23 protein-coding genes and 1 tRNA gene are annotated in these 20,657 nt (G+C 63.4%); 19 read left to right on the forward strand and 5 right to left on the reverse strand.

The genetic code is table 11. The annotated features are described in order from the left end of the window. Positions 1-23: 23 nt before the first annotated feature. Positions 24-98: transfer RNA gene (locus ACWHYV_RS01125), tRNA-Gly, on the reverse strand. Between the two features lie 442 nt (positions 99-540). On the opposite strand from ACWHYV_RS01125, the gene ACWHYV_RS01130 reads away from it, so the two are divergent. The 6 genes from ACWHYV_RS01130 to ACWHYV_RS01155 all read left to right on the forward strand — a co-directional run bounded on the left by ACWHYV_RS01130 (position 541) and on the right by ACWHYV_RS01155 (position 6,911). Further along, positions 541-3,978, forward strand: coding sequence for a molybdopterin-dependent oxidoreductase (locus ACWHYV_RS01130; protein ID WP_447978829.1), 3,438 nt, complete (start codon positions 541-543; stop codon positions 3,976-3,978). Positions 3,979-4,137: 159 nt separating this feature from the next. Then, positions 4,138-5,427, forward strand: a complete 1,290-nt coding sequence (locus ACWHYV_RS01135) for a 4Fe-4S dicluster domain-containing protein (RefSeq protein ID WP_447978830.1) — start codon at positions 4,138-4,140, stop codon at positions 5,425-5,427. A gap of 152 nt (positions 5,428-5,579) precedes the next feature. Then, positions 5,580-5,906 carry a hypothetical protein gene (locus tag ACWHYV_RS01140; RefSeq protein ID WP_447978831.1) on the forward strand — a complete coding sequence of 109 codons (327 nt, stop codon included), beginning with the start codon at positions 5,580-5,582 and terminating at the stop codon, positions 5,904-5,906. A 69-nt stretch (positions 5,907-5,975) separates the two neighbouring features. Beyond that, complete coding sequence (locus tag ACWHYV_RS01145; protein WP_447978832.1) at positions 5,976-6,344, forward strand: hypothetical protein; 369 nt, start codon at positions 5,976-5,978, stop codon at positions 6,342-6,344. A 56-nt stretch (positions 6,345-6,400) separates the two neighbouring features. Beyond that, positions 6,401-6,646 (forward strand): hypothetical protein, encoded by a 246-nt coding sequence (locus ACWHYV_RS01150; protein ID WP_447978833.1) that lies wholly within the window; start codon positions 6,401-6,403, stop codon positions 6,644-6,646. A gap of 7 nt (positions 6,647-6,653) precedes the next feature. Beyond that, positions 6,654-6,911, forward strand: a complete 258-nt coding sequence (locus ACWHYV_RS01155; protein WP_447978834.1) for a cytoplasmic protein — start codon at positions 6,654-6,656, stop codon at positions 6,909-6,911. Between the two features lie 24 nt (positions 6,912-6,935). Here ACWHYV_RS01155 and ACWHYV_RS01160 read toward each other — a convergent pair whose 3' ends face one another. Continuing rightward, complete coding sequence (locus ACWHYV_RS01160) at positions 6,936-7,223, reverse strand: Trm112 family protein (RefSeq protein WP_447978835.1); 288 nt, start codon at positions 7,221-7,223, stop codon at positions 6,936-6,938. Positions 7,224-7,345: 122 nt separating this feature from the next. Between ACWHYV_RS01160 and ACWHYV_RS01165 the strand changes: the two genes are divergently transcribed. The 11 genes from ACWHYV_RS01165 to ACWHYV_RS01215 all read left to right on the forward strand — a co-directional run bounded on the left by ACWHYV_RS01165 (position 7,346) and on the right by ACWHYV_RS01215 (position 15,315). Beyond that, entirely contained in the window at positions 7,346-7,984 is a 639-nt protein-coding gene (locus ACWHYV_RS01165; protein ID WP_447978836.1) for a DUF502 domain-containing protein, read from the forward strand. Beyond that, entirely contained in the window at positions 7,981-8,466 is a 486-nt protein-coding gene (locus tag ACWHYV_RS01170; protein WP_447978837.1) for a GNAT family N-acetyltransferase, read from the forward strand. Before ACWHYV_RS01165 ends, ACWHYV_RS01170 begins: the two co-directional genes overlap by 4 nt. Next, on the forward strand, positions 8,456-8,866 hold the full coding sequence (gene bamE / locus ACWHYV_RS01175; RefSeq protein WP_447978838.1) for an outer membrane protein assembly factor BamE domain-containing protein: 411 nt from the start codon (positions 8,456-8,458) through the stop codon (positions 8,864-8,866). The genes ACWHYV_RS01170 and bamE overlap by 11 nt, the downstream gene beginning before the upstream one ends. A gap of 46 nt (positions 8,867-8,912) precedes the next feature. Next, positions 8,913-9,308 carry a hypothetical protein gene (locus ACWHYV_RS01180; RefSeq protein WP_447978839.1) on the forward strand — a complete coding sequence of 132 codons (396 nt, stop codon included), beginning with the start codon at positions 8,913-8,915 and terminating at the stop codon, positions 9,306-9,308. Continuing rightward, entirely contained in the window at positions 9,305-10,534 is a 1,230-nt protein-coding gene (locus ACWHYV_RS01185; protein WP_447978840.1) for a DmpA family aminopeptidase, read from the forward strand. Before ACWHYV_RS01180 ends, ACWHYV_RS01185 begins: the two co-directional genes overlap by 4 nt. Positions 10,535-10,602: 68 nt before the next feature. After that, the gene (locus tag ACWHYV_RS01190) at positions 10,603-10,830 is read left to right on the forward strand and encodes a hypothetical protein (protein ID WP_447978841.1); all 228 of its coding nucleotides are present in this window, start codon (positions 10,603-10,605) and stop codon (positions 10,828-10,830) included. 80 nt (positions 10,831-10,910) lie between these two features. After that, positions 10,911-12,083 carry an FIST signal transduction protein gene (locus ACWHYV_RS01195; RefSeq protein ID WP_447978842.1) on the forward strand — a complete coding sequence of 391 codons (1,173 nt, stop codon included), beginning with the start codon at positions 10,911-10,913 and terminating at the stop codon, positions 12,081-12,083. Between the two features lie 167 nt (positions 12,084-12,250). Continuing rightward, positions 12,251-12,589 (forward strand): FKBP-type peptidyl-prolyl cis-trans isomerase, encoded by a 339-nt coding sequence (locus ACWHYV_RS01200; protein WP_447980672.1) that lies wholly within the window; start codon positions 12,251-12,253, stop codon positions 12,587-12,589. 25 nt (positions 12,590-12,614) lie between these two features. Beyond that, the gene (gene gcvT / locus ACWHYV_RS01205) at positions 12,615-13,715 is read left to right on the forward strand and encodes a glycine cleavage system aminomethyltransferase GcvT (RefSeq protein ID WP_447978843.1); all 1,101 of its coding nucleotides are present in this window, start codon (positions 12,615-12,617) and stop codon (positions 13,713-13,715) included. 16 nt (positions 13,716-13,731) lie between these two features. Continuing rightward, positions 13,732-14,247, forward strand: a complete 516-nt coding sequence (locus ACWHYV_RS01210) for an NUDIX hydrolase (RefSeq protein WP_447978844.1) — start codon at positions 13,732-13,734, stop codon at positions 14,245-14,247. Positions 14,248-14,322: 75 nt separating this feature from the next. Beyond that, entirely contained in the window at positions 14,323-15,315 is a 993-nt protein-coding gene (locus ACWHYV_RS01215; RefSeq protein WP_447978845.1) for a hypothetical protein, read from the forward strand. 15 nt (positions 15,316-15,330) lie between these two features. Here the strand turns inward: ACWHYV_RS01215 and ACWHYV_RS01220 are convergent, their stop codons facing one another. Together ACWHYV_RS01220 and ACWHYV_RS01225 are read right to left on the reverse strand one after the other, a co-directional pair. Next, positions 15,331-17,019: a glutamine--tRNA ligase/YqeY domain fusion protein gene (locus tag ACWHYV_RS01220; protein WP_447978846.1), complete on the reverse strand. Its 1,689-nt coding sequence runs from the start codon at positions 17,017-17,019 to the stop codon at positions 15,331-15,333. Positions 17,020-17,122: 103 nt separating this feature from the next. Continuing rightward, positions 17,123-17,995 (reverse strand): S1/P1 nuclease, encoded by an 873-nt coding sequence (locus ACWHYV_RS01225; RefSeq protein ID WP_447978847.1) that lies wholly within the window; start codon positions 17,993-17,995, stop codon positions 17,123-17,125. Positions 17,996-18,087: 92 nt separating this feature from the next. Between ACWHYV_RS01225 and ACWHYV_RS01230 the strand changes: the two genes are divergently transcribed. Then, on the forward strand, positions 18,088-19,464 hold the full coding sequence (locus ACWHYV_RS01230; protein ID WP_447978848.1) for an MFS transporter: 1,377 nt from the start codon (positions 18,088-18,090) through the stop codon (positions 19,462-19,464). A 4-nt stretch (positions 19,465-19,468) separates the two neighbouring features. Here the strand turns inward: ACWHYV_RS01230 and msrA are convergent, their stop codons facing one another. Next, positions 19,469-20,092, reverse strand: a complete 624-nt coding sequence (msrA, locus tag ACWHYV_RS01235; RefSeq protein ID WP_447978849.1) for a peptide-methionine (S)-S-oxide reductase MsrA — start codon at positions 20,090-20,092, stop codon at positions 19,469-19,471. Between the two features lie 143 nt (positions 20,093-20,235). Between msrA and ACWHYV_RS01240 the strand changes: the two genes are divergently transcribed. Next, positions 20,236-20,646, forward strand: coding sequence for a VOC family protein (locus ACWHYV_RS01240; protein ID WP_447978850.1), 411 nt, complete (start codon positions 20,236-20,238; stop codon positions 20,644-20,646). Positions 20,647-20,657 lie beyond the last annotated feature (11 nt).

A 20,657-nucleotide genomic window follows, 5' to 3' on the forward strand; every position in this document is an offset into this window, starting at 1 on the left:
ACTGATCTGATGTGTGGAAAAAATGGAGCGGGAAACGGGATTTGAACCCGCGACCCTCGCCTTGGCAAGGCGATGCTCTACCACTGAGCTATTCCCGCTCTGGGCGTATCAAAGCGTGCGGATTGTACTGGGCGGGGTAGGGCAAGTCAAGCGCGCGACATCTCTGATGTCTTTCTTCCTCCAACCTTCTTTCTGGTCGCCATCCCGTTACCTCACTGTTTTCTGTCACCGAACGGTAACGTGGATAATGATCGTCTAAGCCGCTGTTAAAAAGGCTGTTTTCGTGTTATAGCGTTTTCTCTCGCCCTCCTCGCTACGGCGACTACACACCTCGTAAGGCGGCGCGCCGCCATTCTCCTCCCGATCGGATTGTTTTTACTCGTCTTTCCTCGGCTGTCACGCCTGGTTCTTTCCTTGCTTTCTCTCCAAGCCATCGGTGTGAAGTTTTGACTGCTGCTTGATTGAAGGAGGTGATAGGCGAAAGAGCCGGGCCACGAGGATTCTTGGACGATGGATCGATCAACTGTAGGAGGTGTGTGGATGTTTTTATCAAGGCGACAATTTTTGAAGGTCTCAGCCGGGACCGTGGCGGCGGCCGCCATCGCCGACAAGGCGCTGGCGCTGACGGCCTTGCAGCCGGTCATCGAGGTGGGCAATCCCCTCGGCGACTACCCGGACCGCTCCTGGGAGCGGGTCTATCACGATCAGTATCGGTACGACTCCTCGTTCACCTGGTGCTGCTCCCCGAACGACACGCACGGCTGTCGCGTCCGCGCGTTCGTGCGCAACGGCGTCGTCATGCGCGTGGAGCAGAACTACGATCACCAGACGTACGAGGACCTGTACGGGAACCGCGGGACGTTCGGGCACAACCCGCGGATGTGCTTGAAGGGCTACACGTTCCATCGCCGGGTGTACGGGCCGTATCGGTTGAAGGGCCCGTTGATGCGCCGGGGGTGGAAGCAGTGGATGGATGACGGCTCCCCCGAGCTGACGCCCGACACGAAGCGGAAGTACAAATTCGACAGCCGGTACCTGGACGACATGATCCGGGTGTCGTGGGACACGGCGTTCACCTACGTCGCGAAGGCGGTCGTGTTGATTGCGACCAAGTACAGCGGCGAGGCGGGCGCGCGGCGGTTGCGCGAGCAGGGGTATCCGCCGGAGATGATCGAGATGATGAAGGGCGCGGGGACGCGCTGCTTCAAGCATCGCGCGGGCATGCCGGTGCTCGGCATCGTCGGCAAGATGATGAACACGCGGTTCAACGGCGGGGTACTGCCGCTCTTGGACAGCTGGATCCGGAAAGTGGGGCCGGAGCAGGCGCAGGGCGGCCGGTACTGGACGAACTACACCTGGCACGGCGACCAGGACCCGTCGCAGCCGTGGTGGAACGGCACCCAGAACTGCGACATGGACCTGGTGGACATGCGCTTCAGCAAGTTGAACACGAGCTGGGGCAAGAACTTCGTCGAGAACAAAATGCCGGAGGCCCACTGGAAGCTCGAGGCGATCGAGCGGGGCGCCCGGATCGTCGTGATCACGCCGGAGTACAACCCGACCGCCACCCGGGCCGACTACTGGATTCCCCTTCGGCCGGAGACGGACGCAGCGATTTTCCTCGGCTCCTGCAAGATCATCCTCGATGAAAACATGCAGGATATCGAGTTCATCAAGGGCTACACGGACATGCCGATCCTGGTCCGCACGGACACGCTGCAGTACCTGGATCCGCGGGACGTCGTGAAGGACTACCAGTTCCCGGATTTCTCCAAGAGCTATTCCGGGCAGGTGCAGTCCTTGAAGCCCGAGCAGATCCAGCGGCTGGGCGGCATGATGGTGTGGGACTTGGCTAAGAACCAGGCCGTGCCGCTGCACCGCGAGCAGGTGGGCTGGCACTACTTCAACAGCGGGATCGACGCGGCGTTGACCGGCACGTACCGGGTCAAGCTGCTGAACGGCCGCGAAGTGGACGTGATGCCGATCTACAAGATGTACCTGGTGCACCTGCAGGACTACGACCTCGATACGACCCATCAGATCAGCCGGGCCCCGAAGGACCTGATCGTCCGCTGGGCGCGGGACAGCGGCACGATCAAGCCGGCGCAGATGAACAACGGCGAAGGCGTCTGCCACTATTTCCACATGACGGAAATGGGGCGCGCCGCGGCGTTGGTGCTCATGCTGACCGGCAACATCGGGAAGTTCGGGTCGGGCTGCCACACCTGGTCGGGAAACTACAAGGCGGGCGGCTGGACGGCCACGCCGTGGTCGGGCGCGGGTTTGGCGGTGCACACCGGCGAGGATCCGTTCAACCTGACCCTGGACCCCAACGCCCACGGCAAGGAGATCAAGACCAAGTCGTACTACTACGGCGAGGACGTGGGCTTCTGGAACCACGGCGACACGGCCTTGATCGTGAACACGCCCAAGTACGGGCGCAAGGTGTTCACGGGCAAGACGCACATGCCGACCCCGAGCAAGTTCCGCTGGGTGACCAACGTGAACGTGCTCAACAACTCCAAGCACCACTACGACATGGTGAAGAACGTCGATCCCAATATCGAGTGCATCGTCACGCAGGATATTGAGATGACGTCCGACGTGAACCATGCGGACGTGGCGTTTGCGTGCAACAGCTGGATGGAGTTCACCTATCCGGAAATGACCATGACGGTGTCGAACCCATGGGTGCAGATCTGGAAGGGGGGTATCCGGCCGCTGTACGACACGCGGAACGATGCGGACACGTTCGCCGGCGTCGCGGCCAAGCTGACCGAGATGACCGGGGATCAGCGGATGAAGGGGGTCTTCCACTTCGTCTACCTCAATCGCGTGGACGTGTACCCCCAGCGGATGCTGGACGCCTCCAGCACCTATTATGGATACAACGTCGATACGATGCTGAAGTCGGAGAAGGGCTGGATGGTCATGACCCGGACCTATCCGCGCGAGCCGCTCTGGGAAGAGATCAACGAGAGCAAGCCGCAGTGGACGCGGTCGGGCCGGCTGGAGAGCTATCGGATCGAGCCGGAGGCCATCGAGTACGGCGAGAACTTCGTGGTCCATCGCGAAGGGCCGGAAGCCACGCCATACCTGCCGAACGCGATCTTCACGACGAACCCGTACGTCCGGCCGGACGACTACGGGATTCCGATCACGGCGCAGCACCACGACGACAAGCACGTGCGGAACCTGAAGCTGCCATGGCAGGAGATCAAGCGGCAGAGCAACCCGTTGTGGGAGAAGGGGTATCAGTTCTACTGCGTGACCCCGAAGACCCGGCACCGGGTGCACAGCCAGTGGTCGGTGAACGACTGGGTGCAGATCTACGAGAGCAACTTCGGCGATCCGTACCGGATGGACAAGCGGACGCCGGGGGTGGGCGAGCACCAGTTGCACATCAACCCGCAGGCGGCGAAGGACCGGGGCATCAACGACGGCGACTACGTGTTCGTGGACGGCAACCCGGTGGACCGGCCGTACCGCGGCTGGAAGCCGAGTGACCCGTACTACAAGGTGGCGCGGTTGATGATCCGGGCGAAGTACAACCCGGCGTATCCGTACCACGTGACGATGGCGAAGCACGCGCCGTACGTGGCGACGGCGAAGTCGGTGAAGGGGCACGAGACGCGGCCGGATGGGCGCGCGATCGCGGTCGATACCGGATATCAGTCGAACTTCCGGTACGGCGCGCAGCAGTCGTTCACGCGCTCCTGGCTGATGCCGATGCACCAGACCGACAGCTTGCCGGGCAAGCACGCGGTGGCGTGGAAGTTCAAGTGGGGCTTCCAGATCGACCACCACGGGGTCAACACGGTGCCGAAGGAGTGTCTGATCCGCATCACGAAGGCGGAGGACGGCGGCATCGGCGCCCGCGGCCCCTGGGAGCCGGTCCGGACCGGATTCACCCCCGGCCAGGAGAACGAGTTCATGCTCAAGTGGCTCAAGGGGGAACACATCAAGATCAAGGTGTAGGACGTGTAGGACGTTAATCGTGAAACGTGACTCGTTATTCGTGAGTCGTTATTGGTGAACCGGGGAGGAGGGCCGCTCTTGCGGCCTCCTCCATGGGGATCCGCCGAATAACGAACAACGAAGAACGAATAACGACTTCGCGACTGAAAGGAGCGAACGATGCCGGAAGTCTATAACTGGCAACTGGGGCGGAAGATGCTCTATCCCTACGAGGAGCGGCATCCGAAGTGGCAGTTTGCCTTCGTGTTCAACATCAATCGGTGTCTGGCGTGCCAGACCTGCTCGATGGCGGACAAGTCGACGTGGCTGTTCAGCAAAGGGCAGGAGTACATGTGGTGGAACAACGTGGAGACCAAGCCGTACGGCGGGTACCCGCAGTTCTACGACGTGAAGATCACGCAGCTGATCGAGCAGGTGAACCCCGGGGGGCAGGTGTGGAACGTGCGCGTCGGGCGTAAGCACCATGCGCCGTACGGGGTGTTCGAAGGGATGACGATCTTCGACGCGGGGGCCAAGATCGGCCAGGCGGCGATCGGCTACATCCCGACGGACCAAGAGTGGCGGTTCGTGAACATCTACGAGGACACGGCGACGTCGATGCGCGCGATCGTCGAAGGCATCGACAAGACCGGGTTCTCGCGAGACGAACCCTGGAAGCTCCAAGGCAGCAGCCTGCCGGAGCATGAGACGTTCTTCTTCTACCTGCAGCGGATCTGCAACCACTGCACGTACCCGGGGTGTCTGGCGGCCTGTCCGCGCAAGGCCATCTACAAGCGGCCGGAGGACGGGATCGTGCTGATCGACCAGAACCGGTGCCGGGGGTACAAGAAGTGCGTGGAGCAGTGCCCGTACAAGAAGCCGATGTACCGGGGCACGACGCGGGTGAGCGAGAAGTGCATCGCGTGCTATCCGCGGATCGAGGGGAAGGACCCGCTGACGGGCGGCGAGCCGATGGAGACGCGCTGTATGGCGGCGTGCGTGGGGAAGATCCGCATGCAGAGCCTGGTGCGCATCGGCGAGGACGGCCTGTGGGCGGAGGACCGGTGGCACCCGCTCTACTTCGCGATCCGGGTGGAGCAGGTGGCGCTGCCCCTGTACCCGCAGTGGGGGACGGAGCCCAACGGCTACTACATCCCGCCGCGGTGGAGCCCGCGGGGCTACGCCCGGCAGATGTTCGGGCCGGGGGTGGACAACGCGATCGAGAAGTACCTGGTGCCGAGCCGGGAGCTGTTGGCGGTGCTGCAGCTGTGGCGCGCGAGCCAGCAGATCGTCTTCCGGTACGACGTCATTCCGGGCCCGAAGGTGTTTGAGACCCAGATCCACGGGAAGCGCTTTGAGATGTACAACGACACCGTGCTGGGGTTCAACAAGTCGGGCAAGGAGGTGGCGCGCATCCAGGTGGAGGAGCCGATCTACATTCGGCCCGCCGAACGCGTGAACTGGCTGTAATCTAGGACGGAGGCCGGTTCAGAACATGGGCAGGAGTCCATCAGGGCTCCTGCCCTCTTCTTTTCTCTTCTCCCTTCCCGCGTATCGCCATGCCTTGACGCCCGCCGGGGCGTTCGGTAGAGTGAACCCCGACGCCTGTGACAGACGACCGAATGCCCAGTTCGCCCTCGACGGTGCCCTTCGCGGCGCAAGCCGTTCCCTTCGACGAATATCTTTCGACCGGCCACCTTCCAGAAGGCGTGATCACCAGCGACTATGTTGCCCAGCAGTTTGTCGAGCGGCTGGTGCACTACGTCCTGAGCGTGCCGTCGGGCAGTTTTACGATGGCGAAGCTCGGTCAATTGCTGGAACAGCTCGATCCCCGGCATCAAGTCTTTTTCTTCAAGCGATTGAAGGAAACCAGCCCCGACAGCTTGAAAGATTTCGCCCCGCTCTACTACGGCTTCATGTCGGAATTCCACGACCTTCTCTTCACATAAGGGAAAAAATCGTTTGTCGTCAGGTCCTTCTCATGTATAATGAGGAGGATTTCAACGAAGAGGAGACGTATGAATCCGACCTTGCAACGGGCAGTGACGAGCTTTTACAACCTGGTGTACGAGGCGCAGACCTTCGCCACGACGATGGCGCGGCTCGACTCCGCGGACCAGGAGCACTACGCCGGCCGCATCGAAGGGCTGAACTGGGTATTGGACCGGTGTCAGGAGTTGGAAGACATGGACACGAACCTGACGCCGTCTTCACTGCAACGCGTCTTGACCGACGTCAAATCGGATCTCGACCACGAACTGTCGGTGCAGCGCCGGGAGAAAGGGAGGCGCGCCGACGGTCGTGAAGAAGCCTTGTTGTTCGTCTCCGATTACCTCACCAGCCTGATTACGGCCACCGAAATCGAGTCTTCCAAGAGTTCAGTCTAGATCCCCATTCCATCCGGCGCTCTATGACTCACCGCCCAGTGAGAGGAGCGGATCGCATGGACAATCTCCGGAAGACTTCGATCGGACGGGAATGCGCGATCTTCGCGCTCTCCGTCGGTATCGGGGGCCATATCGTGTTGGGGGTGGTCTTGCATGCCCCCGATCTCTGGCCGATTCAGCGCGCGGGACTCTACGGGTTGCTGATCGGGGCGTCAGTCTACGTGACGGTTCAGCTCGGGCGATCGATGTGGTGGGTGCTCCAGGCTCGCCGTCGGACACCCGGGGATGACGACGAGGAGTAACGGGGACATGGCCGGATTTTCTTCGAAAAGGCCGGGCGCTCAACCGGGGGCGCGGCGAGCCAGACAAGAATCAGGAGACTTTCGCGCTTTTCGGGCCTCGCTCTTGTACTGCCCGACGTGCCGTCAGGCGACCCCGACCCGCGAGCGACTGCTCCTCGTCCTGCCGACCGGCAATCTCTACGAGTATTTGTGCGCGCAATGCGGGACGTCGACCGGGTCGAAAACCGATAAGGAAGCCGGCGAAGTCCGCTTGGTGCTCCCGTAAGCGGCGCCACTCACCTGCCGGCCATCAAGCAAGTCCCTCGAGCGGAATCCCTTCTTCGATCAGCATCACCGGAATATCTTCCCGAATCGGATAGAGAATCTTCTTGTCCGCCCGCATCAGGCCGCCGTCCAGCTTTTCCCCCACGGCCTGTCCGACCTTGTTTCTGAGCTCACCTTTTGCGATCTTCTCATTGAGGCGATCGATCAATGCTTGGGGCGCCAGCGTGACATCCTGCTTGGTTTCCGGGCAACAGAGGATCGCCAACAGATCTTTGTCGATGTTCACTCTGCCGGACTCTCTTGTCTGTTCCATCGCATCCTCCCTGGCTGACGCTACCCTAATGAATTCAGGGGGCAAGATCAAGCCCGCGACGCCGCCTCTGACCGTGTGAAGGGAGGGACGAATCTGGTAGACTGACGCGCGAGTGGTACGTCATGGTGACACGGTGGATGAAAAGCGGCAGGCGCTACTTTCTCACGGGTCTCTTCGTCCTGCTTCCGGCATGGGGCACGTTTCTGATCTTGCAGGCCCTCTTCACCACGCTCGACGGGCTGCTGAGCGACGTGCTGGGACCGGCGCTGCGGTCCGACATCCCGGGACTCGGCCTGCTCTCGCTCGTGGCCCTTATCCTGCTCGCAGGGATGGTGGCCACCCACGTCGCCGGCCAAGGGGTGCTCAATTTGACGGAGGAAGGGTTTCGCCGGATTCCACTGGTGCGGAGCATTTACCTGACGCTCAAGGGCATGACCGATCTCTTCAAGTTCCGCGAGCGCTTCGGTCGAAGCGCCGTCGTGGTGTTCCCCTTCCCGCGTCAGGGCTTATGGGCGCTGGGCTTCATCATGGGGGCCGCCCCGCCGCCGCTTCAAGTCGATCCGAGGGGTCCCCTGGCGATGATCTTCGTGCCGACCGCGATACACCCGTTCACCGGATACCTGGCCTTCGTTCCGGAAGCGCAACTGTATCGGGTCAATCTGTTGGCGGAAGACGCGATGAAGATGGAGTTCTCGGCGGGCCTGTACCGGCCGCAGCCCGGCTGGCTGGCTCGATCGCCCGGTGCACGGGAGCGACCGTGACCCGCCTGCTGGATCGTCTCGCCGTACGACGGGCTCAAGAAGCGGACGTGGCCACACTCGTTCGCTTCAGCGCCGCGATGGCTCAGGAGACCGAAGGCCGCTCGCTCGATCAGGACCGCCTGGAACAAGGCACCCGGGCGGTGATCCGGACTCCGGCCCATGGGTTCTATTTGGTCGCCGAGCACCGGGATGGTCCGCGCTCGGCGGTCGTGGGCCAGCTTCTCGTCACCTACGAATGGAGCGACTGGCGCAACGGCGTGTTTTGGTGGATTCAAAGCGTGTACGTCGACCGTGCATGGCGGCGGCGCGGCGTGTACCGGCGCTTATACGACTCGGTGCTGTCCGAGGCCAGGGGCCGGAAAGACGTGTGCGGTCTCCGCCTCTACGTCGAGCAGGACAACGCGGTGGCGCAGCAGGTTTACCGGACACTCGGGCTGACGCCCACCACCTACCGCGTGTGGGAGGTCGACTTTGTCCTGTGAATGGGCCGCCCCCCGGCCGGGGCGCTCCGGCCGACTCGCTCTGTTCGCCCTCATGTTCCTCATGTTCCTCGTCCTGCCCGGATGTGCGTTTCTCCGGGGCAACTACGGGGACGACTTCAATCCTGCCGACATCGAATCGCTCAAAGTCGGCGTCTCGACGCGTCAAGACGTCGCCTCTCAGCTCGGCGCGCCCGAGCGCATCATCGAGGTCAACGACCGTGAGATTTTCCACTATTACAATTATGCGCTCAAGTCGGGGACCGTGTTGTTCTTCTCACGGACCAACATCAAGGGGAACGATCTCTACGTCTTCTTTGACCGCGACGGGATCCTGCAACACGTGGTCTTTGGACGTCAAAAGCCGCCGCCCAAGCTGCAATTCTGGCCGTTCGGGGACTGAGCGGGCCCTCGTCACCCGCTGGGCCTCGGCCTCGCTGGTGTGCCTCTTGGCCCTGCTGCTGCAAGCCTGTCCCTTGTCCTGGCGGCGAGTCAGCGTCAACGACATCATCCACCCGGACGATGTCGCGTTCATCGTTCCCGGGAAGACGGCGTTGGGGGAGATCGTCGAGCGTCTCGGCGCGCCGGATCACCTCGAGGCGATTGATACGGGTGCGTTGATCCGCTATCAATTCTTGGACGCGAAATATTTTCAGGTCAATTTCACACGGCCGCTTCCGTTTTTGGTTCCCGCATTGAGCGCCGTGCCGAGCGACCTGTACGAGTTGACCGTCGCGGGCGGCGGCATCGGAACCGACGAGCTTCAAGTGGGATTCGACAGAGAGTGGGTCGTCGTCTATTACGCCTTTGCCCATCACTCGAAGGCCAGCCATTATCTGCCATGACTGGACCTCTCCGACGGACGCGGGCCCTCGCCTTGGCCGCCATCGTGCTCGGTCTTCTCGGCTTCGACTCCGTGTCGGGTCTCATGGGAGAGTCCGGGGCGCGGCCAGCAGCCGGAGCCGTGCTCGAGGAGTCCCGTGCGCGGGTCCGCGAGCTGGGGATCACCATCGGGCGGTACCAGCCGGGCTCGTTCAACGCCATCACCGATGTCGCGGGGGTCAAGGTCGGTCATGCGACCCTGATCCGGGGCAGCGGTCGCCTGATGCCGGGAGTGGGGCCCGTGCGCACGGGGGTGACGGTCGTGATTCCGCGCGACGACGTGTGGCGGAACAAGGCGCCGGCGGCCGCGTTCGTGCTCAACGGAACCGGGGAAATGACGGGGCTCGCGTGGGTGAGCGAAGCCGGTTTTCTGGAATATCCCATCGCCTTGACCAATACGCTGAACGTCCCGCGGGTGGCGAACGGGGTCATGACCTGGATGATCCGACGTTATCCCGGAATCGGCATTTCAGACGACACGCTCACCCCGGTCGTCGCGGAATGCGACGACAGCCGCTTGAACGACATCCAGGGCCGACACGTGACCGAAGAGGACGTGGTCCGGGCGCTCGACACCGCAAGCGGCGGTCCGGTGGCCGAAGGAAGCGTGGGGGCGGGGACCGGCATGGTCTCCTATGGATTCAAAGGGGGCATCGGCACCGCTTCTCGCCGGCTCCCGGACGGAGAGGGCGGCTACACCGTCGGTGTGCTCGTCAACGCAAACCATGGTCGGCGGGAGGAATTGATCGTCAACGGTGTGCCGGTCGGCCGGCGCTACGGTCAGGCGGCCGAGGGCGGCGGGCGAGGAGCGGAAGGGTCGATCATCATCGTCATTGCGACCGATGCGCCGATCGACGCCCGACAACTCGGCCGGGTTGCCAAGCGGGCGGTCGTCGGCCTTGCCCGAACGGGCTCGACCGTTCGCCATGGGAGCGGGGACTTCATCCTCGCGTTCTCGACGGCGAACGTCATCCCTCACGATCCGGAGAGGCCGACGTTTACGATGACGCACCTCGCGGACACACACCTGAATCCGCTCTTTACCGCGACTGCGGAGGCCGCCGAAGAGGCGATTCTCAACGCGCTCACCACCGCGGTGACCATGGTGGGGCGCGACGATCGCCGCATCGAGGCCATTTCATTGTCGAAGCTGAAAGCGTTGCTGGAGGCCCCGCTCCCCGCTCGGTAGACCCATTGCATTTCACCGGGGTGGCCTTTATCCTGCGCCTACCCCGTCCGGGGTAGCAGAGAGGGACCATGGCAGAGTATCAAATGGGCGGCGGGTTACGGCTCCTGACCGCCATCGAAAAGACGCAGGCCTTTTCGGCGTTCCTCCAGAACCGGATGCTTCGAGCCCTGGAGACGGAGGATCCGACCGAGCTGCACTACCTGCTCGCGCAGCTCGATGACTATCATTCCTTCATTTGGCGCTACTACAAAAAGTTGCAGCAAGACCGCGGCGATCGTCTTCCCCTTGACGAGTAACGAATCTCCGCGAATAACGGATGCCTCCGATGGACAAGAGCGAGAGGCGGTTGTTAGACTGACCCCGTTGGAGGTCGACGATGCAATTTGCGTCCGCCGTCTCGCGTGAGCTCGATCCCATCGCCGCCGGCCGATCATTGGTCGATTCGGTTCGGGCCTGTCTCGGAGGCGGCACGGTCGATCTTGCCTGCCTGTTTCTCTCCGCTCATCACGCGGATCGCGCCGGCGATGTGGCGGGCTTCATCGGGGACACCCTTCGTCCGCGCCTGCTCCTCGGTTGTACGGGTGAAGGCGTCATCAGCGGCGACCAGGAAATCGAGCGCGCGGCCGCCGTCACGCTGTGGGCCGGCCGGCTTCCCGGGGCGGACCTCACGCCGCTGCGCCTGTCCTTCGAAGAAGAGCGGTTCACGGTCGCGGGGTGGCCGGAAAGGCTGACGACGGCCGCCGACAATCCCACCTTTTTACTGTTCGCCGATCCATTCTCGACGCCCATGGACGACGTCCTCTCCATGGTGGAGGACGAATGCCCCGGAGCGCTTGCGGTCGGAGGCATGGCCGGAGGCGGGAGCGATCTGGGTGAGAATCGCCTGATCTTGAACGACGCGGTGTACGAATCGGGCCTCGTGGGGGCTGCGATCGTAGGGCCGGTCGAGGTCAGGACGATCGTCTCCCAGGGCTGTCGGCCGATCGGCGAACGGTATGTCGTGACCAAAGCCGAGCGGAACGTGATCCATGAGCTGGGCGGCGTCCCGGCCCTCGAACGACTCCAGTCGATGTTCGAATCGCTTTCCAACGAGGAGCGCAACCTGGTGCAGAACGCGCTGCACGTCGGCATCGTCATGGACGAGCAGCGAAACCGGTTCGAGCGGGGCGATTTCCTCGTTCGGAATCTGATCGGCGCGGACCGCACCTCGGGGAGCGTGGCCATCGGCGATATGATCAAGGAAGGCCAGACGGTTCAATTTCATGTGCGGGATGCACACTCGGCCAGCGAAGATCTGCACCTGCTGCTGGCCGCCGATCGCGCCCGACACAAGAAGCCGGCTTTAGGCGGTCTCCTGTTCAGTTGCTGCGGCCGCGGCCGCGGGCTCTTCGGTCGCCCGCATCACGACGTGTCAGTGGTGCGTGAGCGGATCGGGGAGATCCCGCTGGCCGGTTTCTTCGCTCAAGGCGAAATCGGCCCCGTGGGCCGCACCAATTTCCTCCACGGCTATACGGCCAGCCTTGCCTTGTTTTCGGAACCCGGCACATGACGACCCGACCGATGCGGTCTTCGGCCAGTCCCGCTTCACAATGGAGACGGTGGATGAAGGGCAGGGAGAAGCGGCCGCCCGCCTTCACGGTCCTCGGTCTGTTCCTGGCGCTCACCTCCGTGATCCACGCCGCGGAAGCGGTCCAGGGCGCGGGCGGAACCACCGCGATGACCCGGACGGAGTCGGGGCTTCAGTACGCCGACATCCAGCCGGGGACCGGGCGCGAGGCGGATCTGGGAGATACCGCGACCGTGCACTATACCGGTTGGCTGGCCGACGGCACGAAGTTCGACAGCTCCGTGGACCGCAACAAACCGTTTTCCTTTCGAGTGGGAGCCGGACAGGTCATCAAAGGATGGGACGAGGGTGTGCTGGGCATGAAGATCGGCGGGAAGCGAAAGCTGATCATCCCCCCCGAGTTGGCCTATGGATCCCGAGGGGCGGGCGGCGTGATTCCATCCGATGCGACATTGACGTTCGAGATCGAGTTGCTGGACTTGAGATAGACGTTAGAGCGGAAACGGATCAGAAATGAAGCGGACCCCGTTGTTCGAAGCGCATCGTACCGCCGGCGGCCGCCTGGTCGATTTCGCCGGCTGGGAGATGCCCATCCAGTACAGCGGCGTCGTCGACGAGTATCGAGCGGTGCGGCAAGCGGCCGGCTTGTTCGATGTCAGCCACATGGGACGGATCGAGGTGCGCGGTTCGGGCGGCGTGCCGTTTCTCCAGCGTGTGACGACCAACGACGTCGCGACGCTCGCCGTTCTCGCATCCCACTACTCCATGGTCTGCAACGCCGAGGGCGGCATCAAGGACGACATCTTTGTCTACCGTCTCGACAGCGACACCTTCCTCCTCTGCGTGAATGCCTCCAATCGCGAGAAGATCCTGCGTTGGCTGGACGAGCAGCGCCGCGGCGCGGCGCAGGTCGAGCTCATCGATCGGTCGGCCGTCTGGGCTCAGATGGCCCTGCAGGGGCCGGCCTCACGGGACATCCTTCTCCGCCTGGGCGTCGGCGAAGTGGCCGCCCTCAAGCCCAGACACTGCGCCAGTGTCTCGATGCTCGGAGAGAGGGTCTGGATCACGAGGACCGGGTACACCGGTGAGTTGGGATACGAGCTCTACTGCCCGGCGGCGATCAGCTTGGATCTGTGGCAGGCCGTGTTGGATGCCGGAAAGCCGTCGGGGGTGAAACCGGCGGGGTTGGGGGCGCGTGATCTGCTGCGCTTGGACATGGGGTATCTGTTGTACGGGAACGACATTACCGAGGAGACCACGCCATTGGAGGCCGGCGCCGACTGGATCGTGAGCCTGACAAAGGGACCGTTCATCGGCCGCGAGGCCCTCCTCCGGCAACGCCAGCACGGTCTACAGCGACGGCTGGTGGCCTTCGAGTTGGTCGAAAAAGGCGTCCCCCGGCACGGCTGTCGAATTCTGGCGAGCCAGGGTGGACCGGTGATCGGAGAGGTGACGAGCGGGAACCTGTCGCCGCATCTCCAGAAGGGGATCGGCCTCGGCTATGTTCCTCCTGAGCAGGCCTCCGTGGGCGCCTCGCTGGTCATCGATCTCCGCGGGAAACCGCTCCCCGCCGTCGTCGTGAAGCCGCCCTTCTATCGTCGCCCGAGCGCCTGAGGCCCGAAGGTCTGCGATGGTCAAGACGATCTACACGGGTCGCGTCGTGACCCTGAACCTCGAGACGGTGATGCTCCCGAATGGCGTCGCGGTCGAGCTGGAGGTGGTGCGTCATCCCGGGGCGGCCGCCATCGTCCCGATGAAGGATGCGCGCACGGTGGTTTTGATCCGGCAGTTCCGGTTGGCGGCGGGCGGGTTCATTTACGAGATCCCGGCCGGAAAGCTCCATCCGGGTGAAGCGCCGGATCTCTGCGCCGCGCGCGAGCTGGAGGAGGAAATCGGCTTCCGGGCGGCGCAGCTCGACAAGCTGGCCACGTTTTTCACGGCCCCGGGCTTTACCGACGAGGTCATGCATCTGTTCGTCGCGCGCGGTCTGCTTCCCGGCACCCAACAGCTCGATCGTGACGAAGTGCTCGAGATCGTCGAGATGCCGCTGGACAAGGCGCTGAAGTCGATCGAGGACGGCACCATTCGCGACGCCAAAACGATCATCGGATTGCAAGCGGTCCAACTTCGGGCCGACCGCACCTAGGCCGTTCCCTGCCCGGTGGACCTACACCGTTTTCACTTCTTGAAATGCAGGAGCGGCGTCCACTAGGGTGGCATCATGCGCGTGATGCCCGCCGCTGCTCATCCACGCTCGAGCCAAGCCGTCCCCCTCGGGATCGTCGCCGGCTTGCTGCTGTTCCTTCTCTCCTCCACGGCCTGTGCGCAGTTTGCCGTGGACGTCTGGAAAGAGCACATGCAGGTCTACGGCCAGAAGTTTTGCCGCTCCGGCGACAACTACTATGATGCCGCCCGCGTGTACTACCAAATCGGCGACTACACGGGGCAATCGGATTGGAACGCCTGCGCGGAGGCGGCCCTCAAGGCGTATCGCGACGGCTACTTGAAGCCGAACCAGTACAAGGCGGCGGGATGGATGATCTTCCCTCACGGACTGCTCATGCACTATGAGCGGACCAAGGACGAAGACTCGAAGCAGGCGCTGATCGAGATGGCCGGCCGCGCCGCGTTCGCGCGCCATGAACCCACGGAGTGGCTGAAGAAGATCGACCGGAGCCGTGAGGTGGCCTACAACATCCAGTCGAAGCTGCTGGCCGAGCGCGTCGGCTACAACGACCGGCAGGAGGTGGAACGTCTCGTCGGCCTGGCCTTGGGCCATTACGAGCAGTGGTTCGTGAGCCGGACGGCTGAATATGTCCGGCCCTTTATGGCCGCATTGACGGCGGAGGCCTTGATCCTGTGGTACGACAAGACGCAAGACCCGAAAGTGCTGCCGGCGCTCAAGACGGGGGCGGACTGGATGTGGGAGCACCTTTGGGTGGAGGGGGCCAAGGCGTTCAAATACACGGACCGGAGCTTTTCACACGGCGGGGAACATCCCGCTCCCGACCTCAACCTCTTGATCGCGCCCTTGTACGGATGGGTCTACAAGATGACCGGGGATCCGGTCTACCGCGAGCGGGGCGACAAGATCTTCGCCGGCGGGGTGCAGGGCGCCTACCTTCGTGAGCCCAAGCACTTCAACCAGAACTACCGTTGGAGCATCGACTACGTACGCTGGCGGAACGCCCACCGGAACGACGAACCGAAGTAAACGGCGGACCGTGGGTCACGGCTCCGGCTGTCCTTTTTCGATCTTGGCCCACGAGTCGCGGAGCGCCACGGTGCGGTTGAAGATCAAGCGCCCGGGAGCCGACTCGGGATCGACACAAAAGTACCCCTGCCGCTCGAACTGATAGCGAGTCCCCGGCAGGGCATGCGCGAGGCTCGGCTCCACGAGGCACGAGGTCAGCCGCGTGAGCGACGTGGGATTGAGGTCCGACAACCAATCCGCGCCTTCGTCCCGCTCACCGGCTTCCGGCTTGAGCAACGTCTCGTACAGCCGGACTTCCGCGGGCAGCGCCTGCTCGGCCGAGACCCAGTGCACGGTCCCCTTGACCTTGCGCGCGGCCTGAGGCGCTCCGCTCCGTGTCTCCGGGTCATACGTGCAGCGCACCTCGGTCACCTCCCCGGTTCGCGGATCCTTGACGACGCCCGTGCACTTGACGATGTACGCATACCGCAACCGGACCTCCTGTCCGGGAGAGAGCCGGAAGAACTTCTTGGGCGGGTGTTCGCGGAAGTCGTCCTGTTCGATGTAGAGGACACGTGAGAACGGGACCGTGCGCGCGCCCATGTTCGGGTCCTCGGGATTGTTGATCGCCGTCAGCTCCTCGACTCGGTCCTCGGGATAGTTCTCGATGACGACACGAAGCGGTTTCAGCACCGCCATGACGCGCGCGGCGTGCCGGTTCAGGTCTTCTCGGATGATGTGCTCCAGCAGCGCCATGTCCACGACGGCGTCCCGCTTCGCCACGCCGATCTGCCCGCAGAACGCCCGGATGGCCTCGGGGGTGTACCCGCGCCGCCGCAATCCCTTCAGCGTCGGCAGCCGGGGATCGTCCCACCCGCACACGTGCTTCTGTTCGACGAGCTCGAGCAGCCGGCGCTTGCTCATCACGGCGTGCGACAGATTCAGCCGTGCGAATTCGATCTGCATGGGGCGGCACGGCACCTCCGTGTGCTCGACCACCCAATCGTACAGCGGGCGATGATCTTCGAATTCCAGCGTGCAGATCGAGTGCGTGATCCCTTCGATCGCGTCCGAGATCGGGTGGGCGTAATCGTAGGTCGGATAGAGGCACCAGGTGGTGCCCGTTCGGTAATGCGCCACGTGCCGGATTCGATAGAGGGTGGGGTCGCGGAGGTTCATATTCGGCGAGGTCATGTCGATCTTGGCACGCAGCACGTGCGCCCCGTCGGGAAACTTCCCCGCCCGCATCCGGTGGAACAGGTCGAGGTTCTCTTCGATGGACCGGTCGCGGTAGGGACTGTCTTTCCCCGGCTCGGTCAGCGTGCCGCGGTAGGCTCGAATCTCGTCGGCCGTCAAGCTGTCGACGTACGCCTCCCCCTTCTCGATCAGGTGTACGGCATAGGCGTAGAGCCGTTCGAAATAATCCGAGGCGTAGAACAGCCGGTCTCCCCAATCGAACCCCAGCCACCGGACGTCCTCTTGAATGGCTTGGACGTATTCCATGCTTTCTTTGGTCGGATTCGTATCGTCGAACCGGAGATGGCAGACCCCGCCGTATTCCAAGGCGATCCCGAAGTTCAAACAGATGGATTTGGCGTGCCCGATATGGAGATAGCCGTTCGGTTCCGGCGGGAAGCGCGTCACCACGCGGGTGTGCTTCCCGCTCTTCAGGTCGTGTTCTACGATGGCACGAATGAAATCCGACGGCGTGGGCGCTTCAGGCATCGTGACCTTCTCCTTCGCATCGGTGCTGCTGGGTTCGCTACTACTACCACATCGCCGGAGGTGAGCCAAATCGAGCAGTCGGTGCGGCGCGCCCCGGCCGCCGTCAGCGCGAGCCGACGGCCTGATTGAGGATGTCGGCAAGGCGCAGGCCCGCCCGTGCCAGTTGCTCCTTCACGATCGTCCAGTTCTCCTCCACATACTCCGCGTCGATCGCCCGATCCGCCCGCAAGCGGTAGGCGTGAGCGAGGGCCAGTCGCTTCGACTCGCCCGCCCAGGTTGCCGGGCCTCCGGCAACGAGCGCCGGGATCGATTGATGGTTCAACCACTCGATGAGCTCGGCCGCCAGGTGCGCATCGGTGACGGCCGCCCGTCCGATCAGCCCGGCGTCCCACACGGCATGAAGCGTCCACGGCCGGAGCGTGTAGGGATTGAGCGCGTCCCCGAGGAACGTCACGGTCAAGTCGGTCCCGCCGCGGTCGTCCGCCAGGCAGTGGAGCGGCTGGTGCAGATCTGCGACCAAATGCGTGAGGAACTTCACCGCCTCGGCCTTCTCCTCGGACGGCGGGCCGTCGGTGCGGAGTCGGGCGGTGAACCTCGCGATGGCCGCGACGACGCAATCCCCTTGGACCGACGGCGCACAATCGCGGTCGGCATCATAGCGCTCGCGCTCGCGAGGGATGTCGACGTAATGCCACCGGACCGTTTCGGGTCTGTCCGGTCGAACCTCGTCGGCCCAGTTCGAGATCTCCGCAAGGCTCGCCCCGCCGAGGAGGCTCTCGAGCTGCGCGCGAGCGTCCGGCGTTACGTACGCCTCAGCCACGATCCCCACGATGCGATGACCCTGCTGCCCCCATGCCCACCCCGGGGACGCCGGTAGCCAGATGGCGAGCATGGCGACAAGGGGCAGGACCAGGGCGCCCGGCAGGGATCGAGACGGCTTCCCGGCCAGCAAAAACAGAATACGTACAATGTGCAAGGTAGTCACACTAGATTTTTGAAATCCATGGAATCGTGTAAGATAGTATCCGACTCACTCATTCCGTCTTCACTGATGACCATGAGGGCAAGATGCCGACATCCAATCGTGAGGAGGCCGAGCCCAAGGCCCAGGCACTACGCGATCAGGTCCACGAAGGCGCGTGCTCGGCCGTCATGCAGGGCGGAGGGGAAAGTTATCTCTCGGCGTTCGCACTGCTGCTGCACGCGACCCCGTTTCAGATCGGACTCCTGTCAGCTCTCCCTCCCATCATCGGCACCTGGTCCCAACTGCTGTCGGTTAAGGTACTCGACCGCATCCACGCCCGCAAGCCCTTGATCGTGGTGGGTGCGGCGGCCCAAGCGGTGGCGTGGGCCCCGCTCTTCTTCCTCCCCCTCCTGTTTCCTTCCTTTGGGCCGTGGCTGCTCTTGGCGACGGCGATGATCTACTTTTCCATGGGTCATTTGACCGTGCCGGCCTGGAACAGTCTCATCTCCGAGTTGGTGAATGCCGACGGCCGGGGAATGTATTTTGCGCGCCGGGCGAAAGTGATCGCGCTCAGCAGCTTCGCCGCGTTGGGCCTGTCCGCGCTGCTGCTGCATACGTCGGAAACCTGGACCCATCCGGCCATGGGGTTCGGGCTGATTTTCCTGGCCGCGGCGATCGCGCGCGGCGTTTCCGCACGCTACCTCGCGCGGCTGCCCGAGTCCTCCCCACCGCCGGTCCGGGAGCATGAGCGAGGGGTCGTTGAATTCCTCAAGTCCCGCCGCAGCGCGATGTTCCGGCGGTTCCTGCTGTTCTCGGGAAGCTTCCATCTGGCCGTGATGATCGCCGGCCCCTTCTTCGTCGTGTACCTGCTGAAAGATCTGCACTTGACCTATCTGCAATACGGCCTGTGGCTGGCCGCTCCGATCGTCGGGCAGTTGATCAGTCTGCAGGAATGGGGGCGGATCGCGGACTCCTTCGGCAATACCAAGGTTCTGGCCGTGACCGGTCTGTTGATCCCGATACTTCCGGCCCTGTACCTCTTCAGCTCCCACTGGCTTGCGCTGGTGGCGATCAACTTCGTCTCCGGCATGATCTGGCCGGGGTTTTCGTTGAGCCTCGGCAACTACGTCTTCGATGTCGTGCAGCCGGCCGATCGGCCGAGGGGTATCGCCGTCTATCACGCGGTGAACGCGGGCGGCGCGGCCGTGGGGGCCACGTTGGGGGGCTGGCTTGCGACCGTGGCGCCGTCCGAGTTGCTCTTCTTCGGGCGGACGGTCGCGCTGGTTTCGAACCTGCCCGTCGTGTTTCTCGCCTCGGGGGTCCTGCGGCTGCTGGTCACGCTGACCTTGCTGAAGACCTTCCGTGAGCGGCGGCGAGTCACCCCGATCACCCGCTTGGCGCTCGTCGCCGAGCTACCGATCATCAGGCCCGTGTGGGCGGTCATTCGGACCCACACCGGCGGCCCTCGCCGGCGCCGCTGATCGGTCAACCCTGCGGGCCCGTCTTGCCCCAGAGCTCTTCGAGCCGCTGCGCTCGGCCGCAATTGAACTTGTAGAACTTGTAGCGAAACGGATTTTTTTTGTAGAAGTCCTGATGGTAGTCCTCGGCCGCAAAGAAGGCCGACGCGGGGACGATCTGGGTGACGATGGGATCCTTGAAGGGCTTGCGCTGTTCGAGGACCTGCTTCGAAGCCTCCGCTAAACGCCGCTGTTCCTCGTTGTGGTAGAAGATCGCGGATCGGTATTGGTTTCCCCGGTCACAAAATTGCCGATCGGGGGTCGTCGGATCGATATTCCGCCAGAACACGTCGAGCAGGTGCGCATAGCTGACCTGAGCCGGGTCGAACAGGACTTCCACCGCTTCCGCATGGCCCGTTCCACCTGCCGACACGTCCTCATACGTGGGACGAGGCCGACTGCCGCCCGTGTAGCCGGACGTGGTGGCGACCACGCCGGTGACCTTGTCGAACGCTTCCTCGACGCACCAAAAACATCCGCCCGCGAAGGTGGCCTTCTCCAGCGGCCGGCTGGGGACGGAATCAGCGGCGGAGAGGGCGGCGGTCCAGAGCCCGACGGTTGTCACCATCGCGAGCCACAGGGTCCGAGTCATGTCCTATCGTCGCCGATACGAGGCAAACGTTACAAGCCCCGGTTGGAAAGGCCGGCCCAGCCCGGCGACCGGTTCGGGCCATCCACCTGGGCTTGGGTCTCCTGGTAAGATGGAGTCCCACCGGCGCATGAGAGGAGGGAGCGATGGCCGTCCAGGTTTACGGGTGCAACCACGTCGCCATCGAGGTCGACGACGTCGAGGAGGCGGTCGCGTTCTACCAGGACGTGTTCGGTCTGGAGATGCTGCGGGGCGGCGAAGGGGCAGCCTGGTGCAAGCTCGGCGAGCATCAGTTCTTGGCGATCTTCGAAGTGGACGTGTTGCAGCCGGATCGCATGAAGCACTTCGGGATCATGGTCCGCGACGACGTCCAAGTCCGGGAGGTGCGGGAGAAGGTCACGCAGAAATATGGGCTCGCGGTCGAGGAGGGATTCCGGTGCGACTTTCGAGACCCCTGGGGCAACCGGATCCAGGTGGTCGATCTGCACGACGAGTCCCTGGTATGGCTGCTCCCGTATGCGGAGGTGCAACAGCTCGGCCTGACCTTCCGGCCGTGATCGGAATCTTC

It is taken from the genome of Candidatus Nitrospira bockiana, assembly GCF_965152565.1.

Coding starts and splice junctions, on each gene's coding strand:
- ACWHYV_RS01130 (WP_447978829.1), top strand. CDS start 541: ATGTTTTTATCAAGGCGACAATTTTTGAAGGTCTCAGCCGGGACCGTG.
- ACWHYV_RS01135 (WP_447978830.1), top strand. CDS start 4,138: ATGCCGGAAGTCTATAACTGGCAACTGGGGCGGAAGATGCTCTATCCC.
- ACWHYV_RS01140 (WP_447978831.1), top strand. CDS start 5,580: ATGCCCAGTTCGCCCTCGACGGTGCCCTTCGCGGCGCAAGCCGTTCCC.
- ACWHYV_RS01145 (WP_447978832.1), top strand. CDS start 5,976: ATGAATCCGACCTTGCAACGGGCAGTGACGAGCTTTTACAACCTGGTG.
- ACWHYV_RS01150 (WP_447978833.1), top strand. CDS start 6,401: ATGGACAATCTCCGGAAGACTTCGATCGGACGGGAATGCGCGATCTTC.
- ACWHYV_RS01155 (WP_447978834.1), top strand. CDS start 6,654: ATGGCCGGATTTTCTTCGAAAAGGCCGGGCGCTCAACCGGGGGCGCGG.
- ACWHYV_RS01160 (WP_447978835.1), bottom strand. CDS start 7,223: ATGGAACAGACAAGAGAGTCCGGCAGAGTGAACATCGACAAAGATCTG.
- ACWHYV_RS01165 (WP_447978836.1), top strand. CDS start 7,346: ATGGTGACACGGTGGATGAAAAGCGGCAGGCGCTACTTTCTCACGGGT.
- ACWHYV_RS01185 (WP_447978840.1), top strand. CDS start 9,305: ATGACTGGACCTCTCCGACGGACGCGGGCCCTCGCCTTGGCCGCCATC.
- ACWHYV_RS01190 (WP_447978841.1), top strand. CDS start 10,603: ATGGCAGAGTATCAAATGGGCGGCGGGTTACGGCTCCTGACCGCCATC.
- ACWHYV_RS01195 (WP_447978842.1), top strand. CDS start 10,911: ATGCAATTTGCGTCCGCCGTCTCGCGTGAGCTCGATCCCATCGCCGCC.
- ACWHYV_RS01200 (WP_447980672.1), top strand. CDS start 12,251: ATGACCCGGACGGAGTCGGGGCTTCAGTACGCCGACATCCAGCCGGGG.
- gcvT (WP_447978843.1), top strand. CDS start 12,615: ATGAAGCGGACCCCGTTGTTCGAAGCGCATCGTACCGCCGGCGGCCGC.
- ACWHYV_RS01210 (WP_447978844.1), top strand. CDS start 13,732: ATGGTCAAGACGATCTACACGGGTCGCGTCGTGACCCTGAACCTCGAG.
- ACWHYV_RS01215 (WP_447978845.1), top strand. CDS start 14,323: ATGCGCGTGATGCCCGCCGCTGCTCATCCACGCTCGAGCCAAGCCGTC.
- ACWHYV_RS01220 (WP_447978846.1), bottom strand. CDS start 17,019: ATGCCTGAAGCGCCCACGCCGTCGGATTTCATTCGTGCCATCGTAGAA.
- ACWHYV_RS01230 (WP_447978848.1), top strand. CDS start 18,088: ATGCCGACATCCAATCGTGAGGAGGCCGAGCCCAAGGCCCAGGCACTA.
- msrA (WP_447978849.1), bottom strand. CDS start 20,092: ATGACTCGGACCCTGTGGCTCGCGATGGTGACAACCGTCGGGCTCTGG.
- ACWHYV_RS01240 (WP_447978850.1), top strand. CDS start 20,236: ATGGCCGTCCAGGTTTACGGGTGCAACCACGTCGCCATCGAGGTCGAC.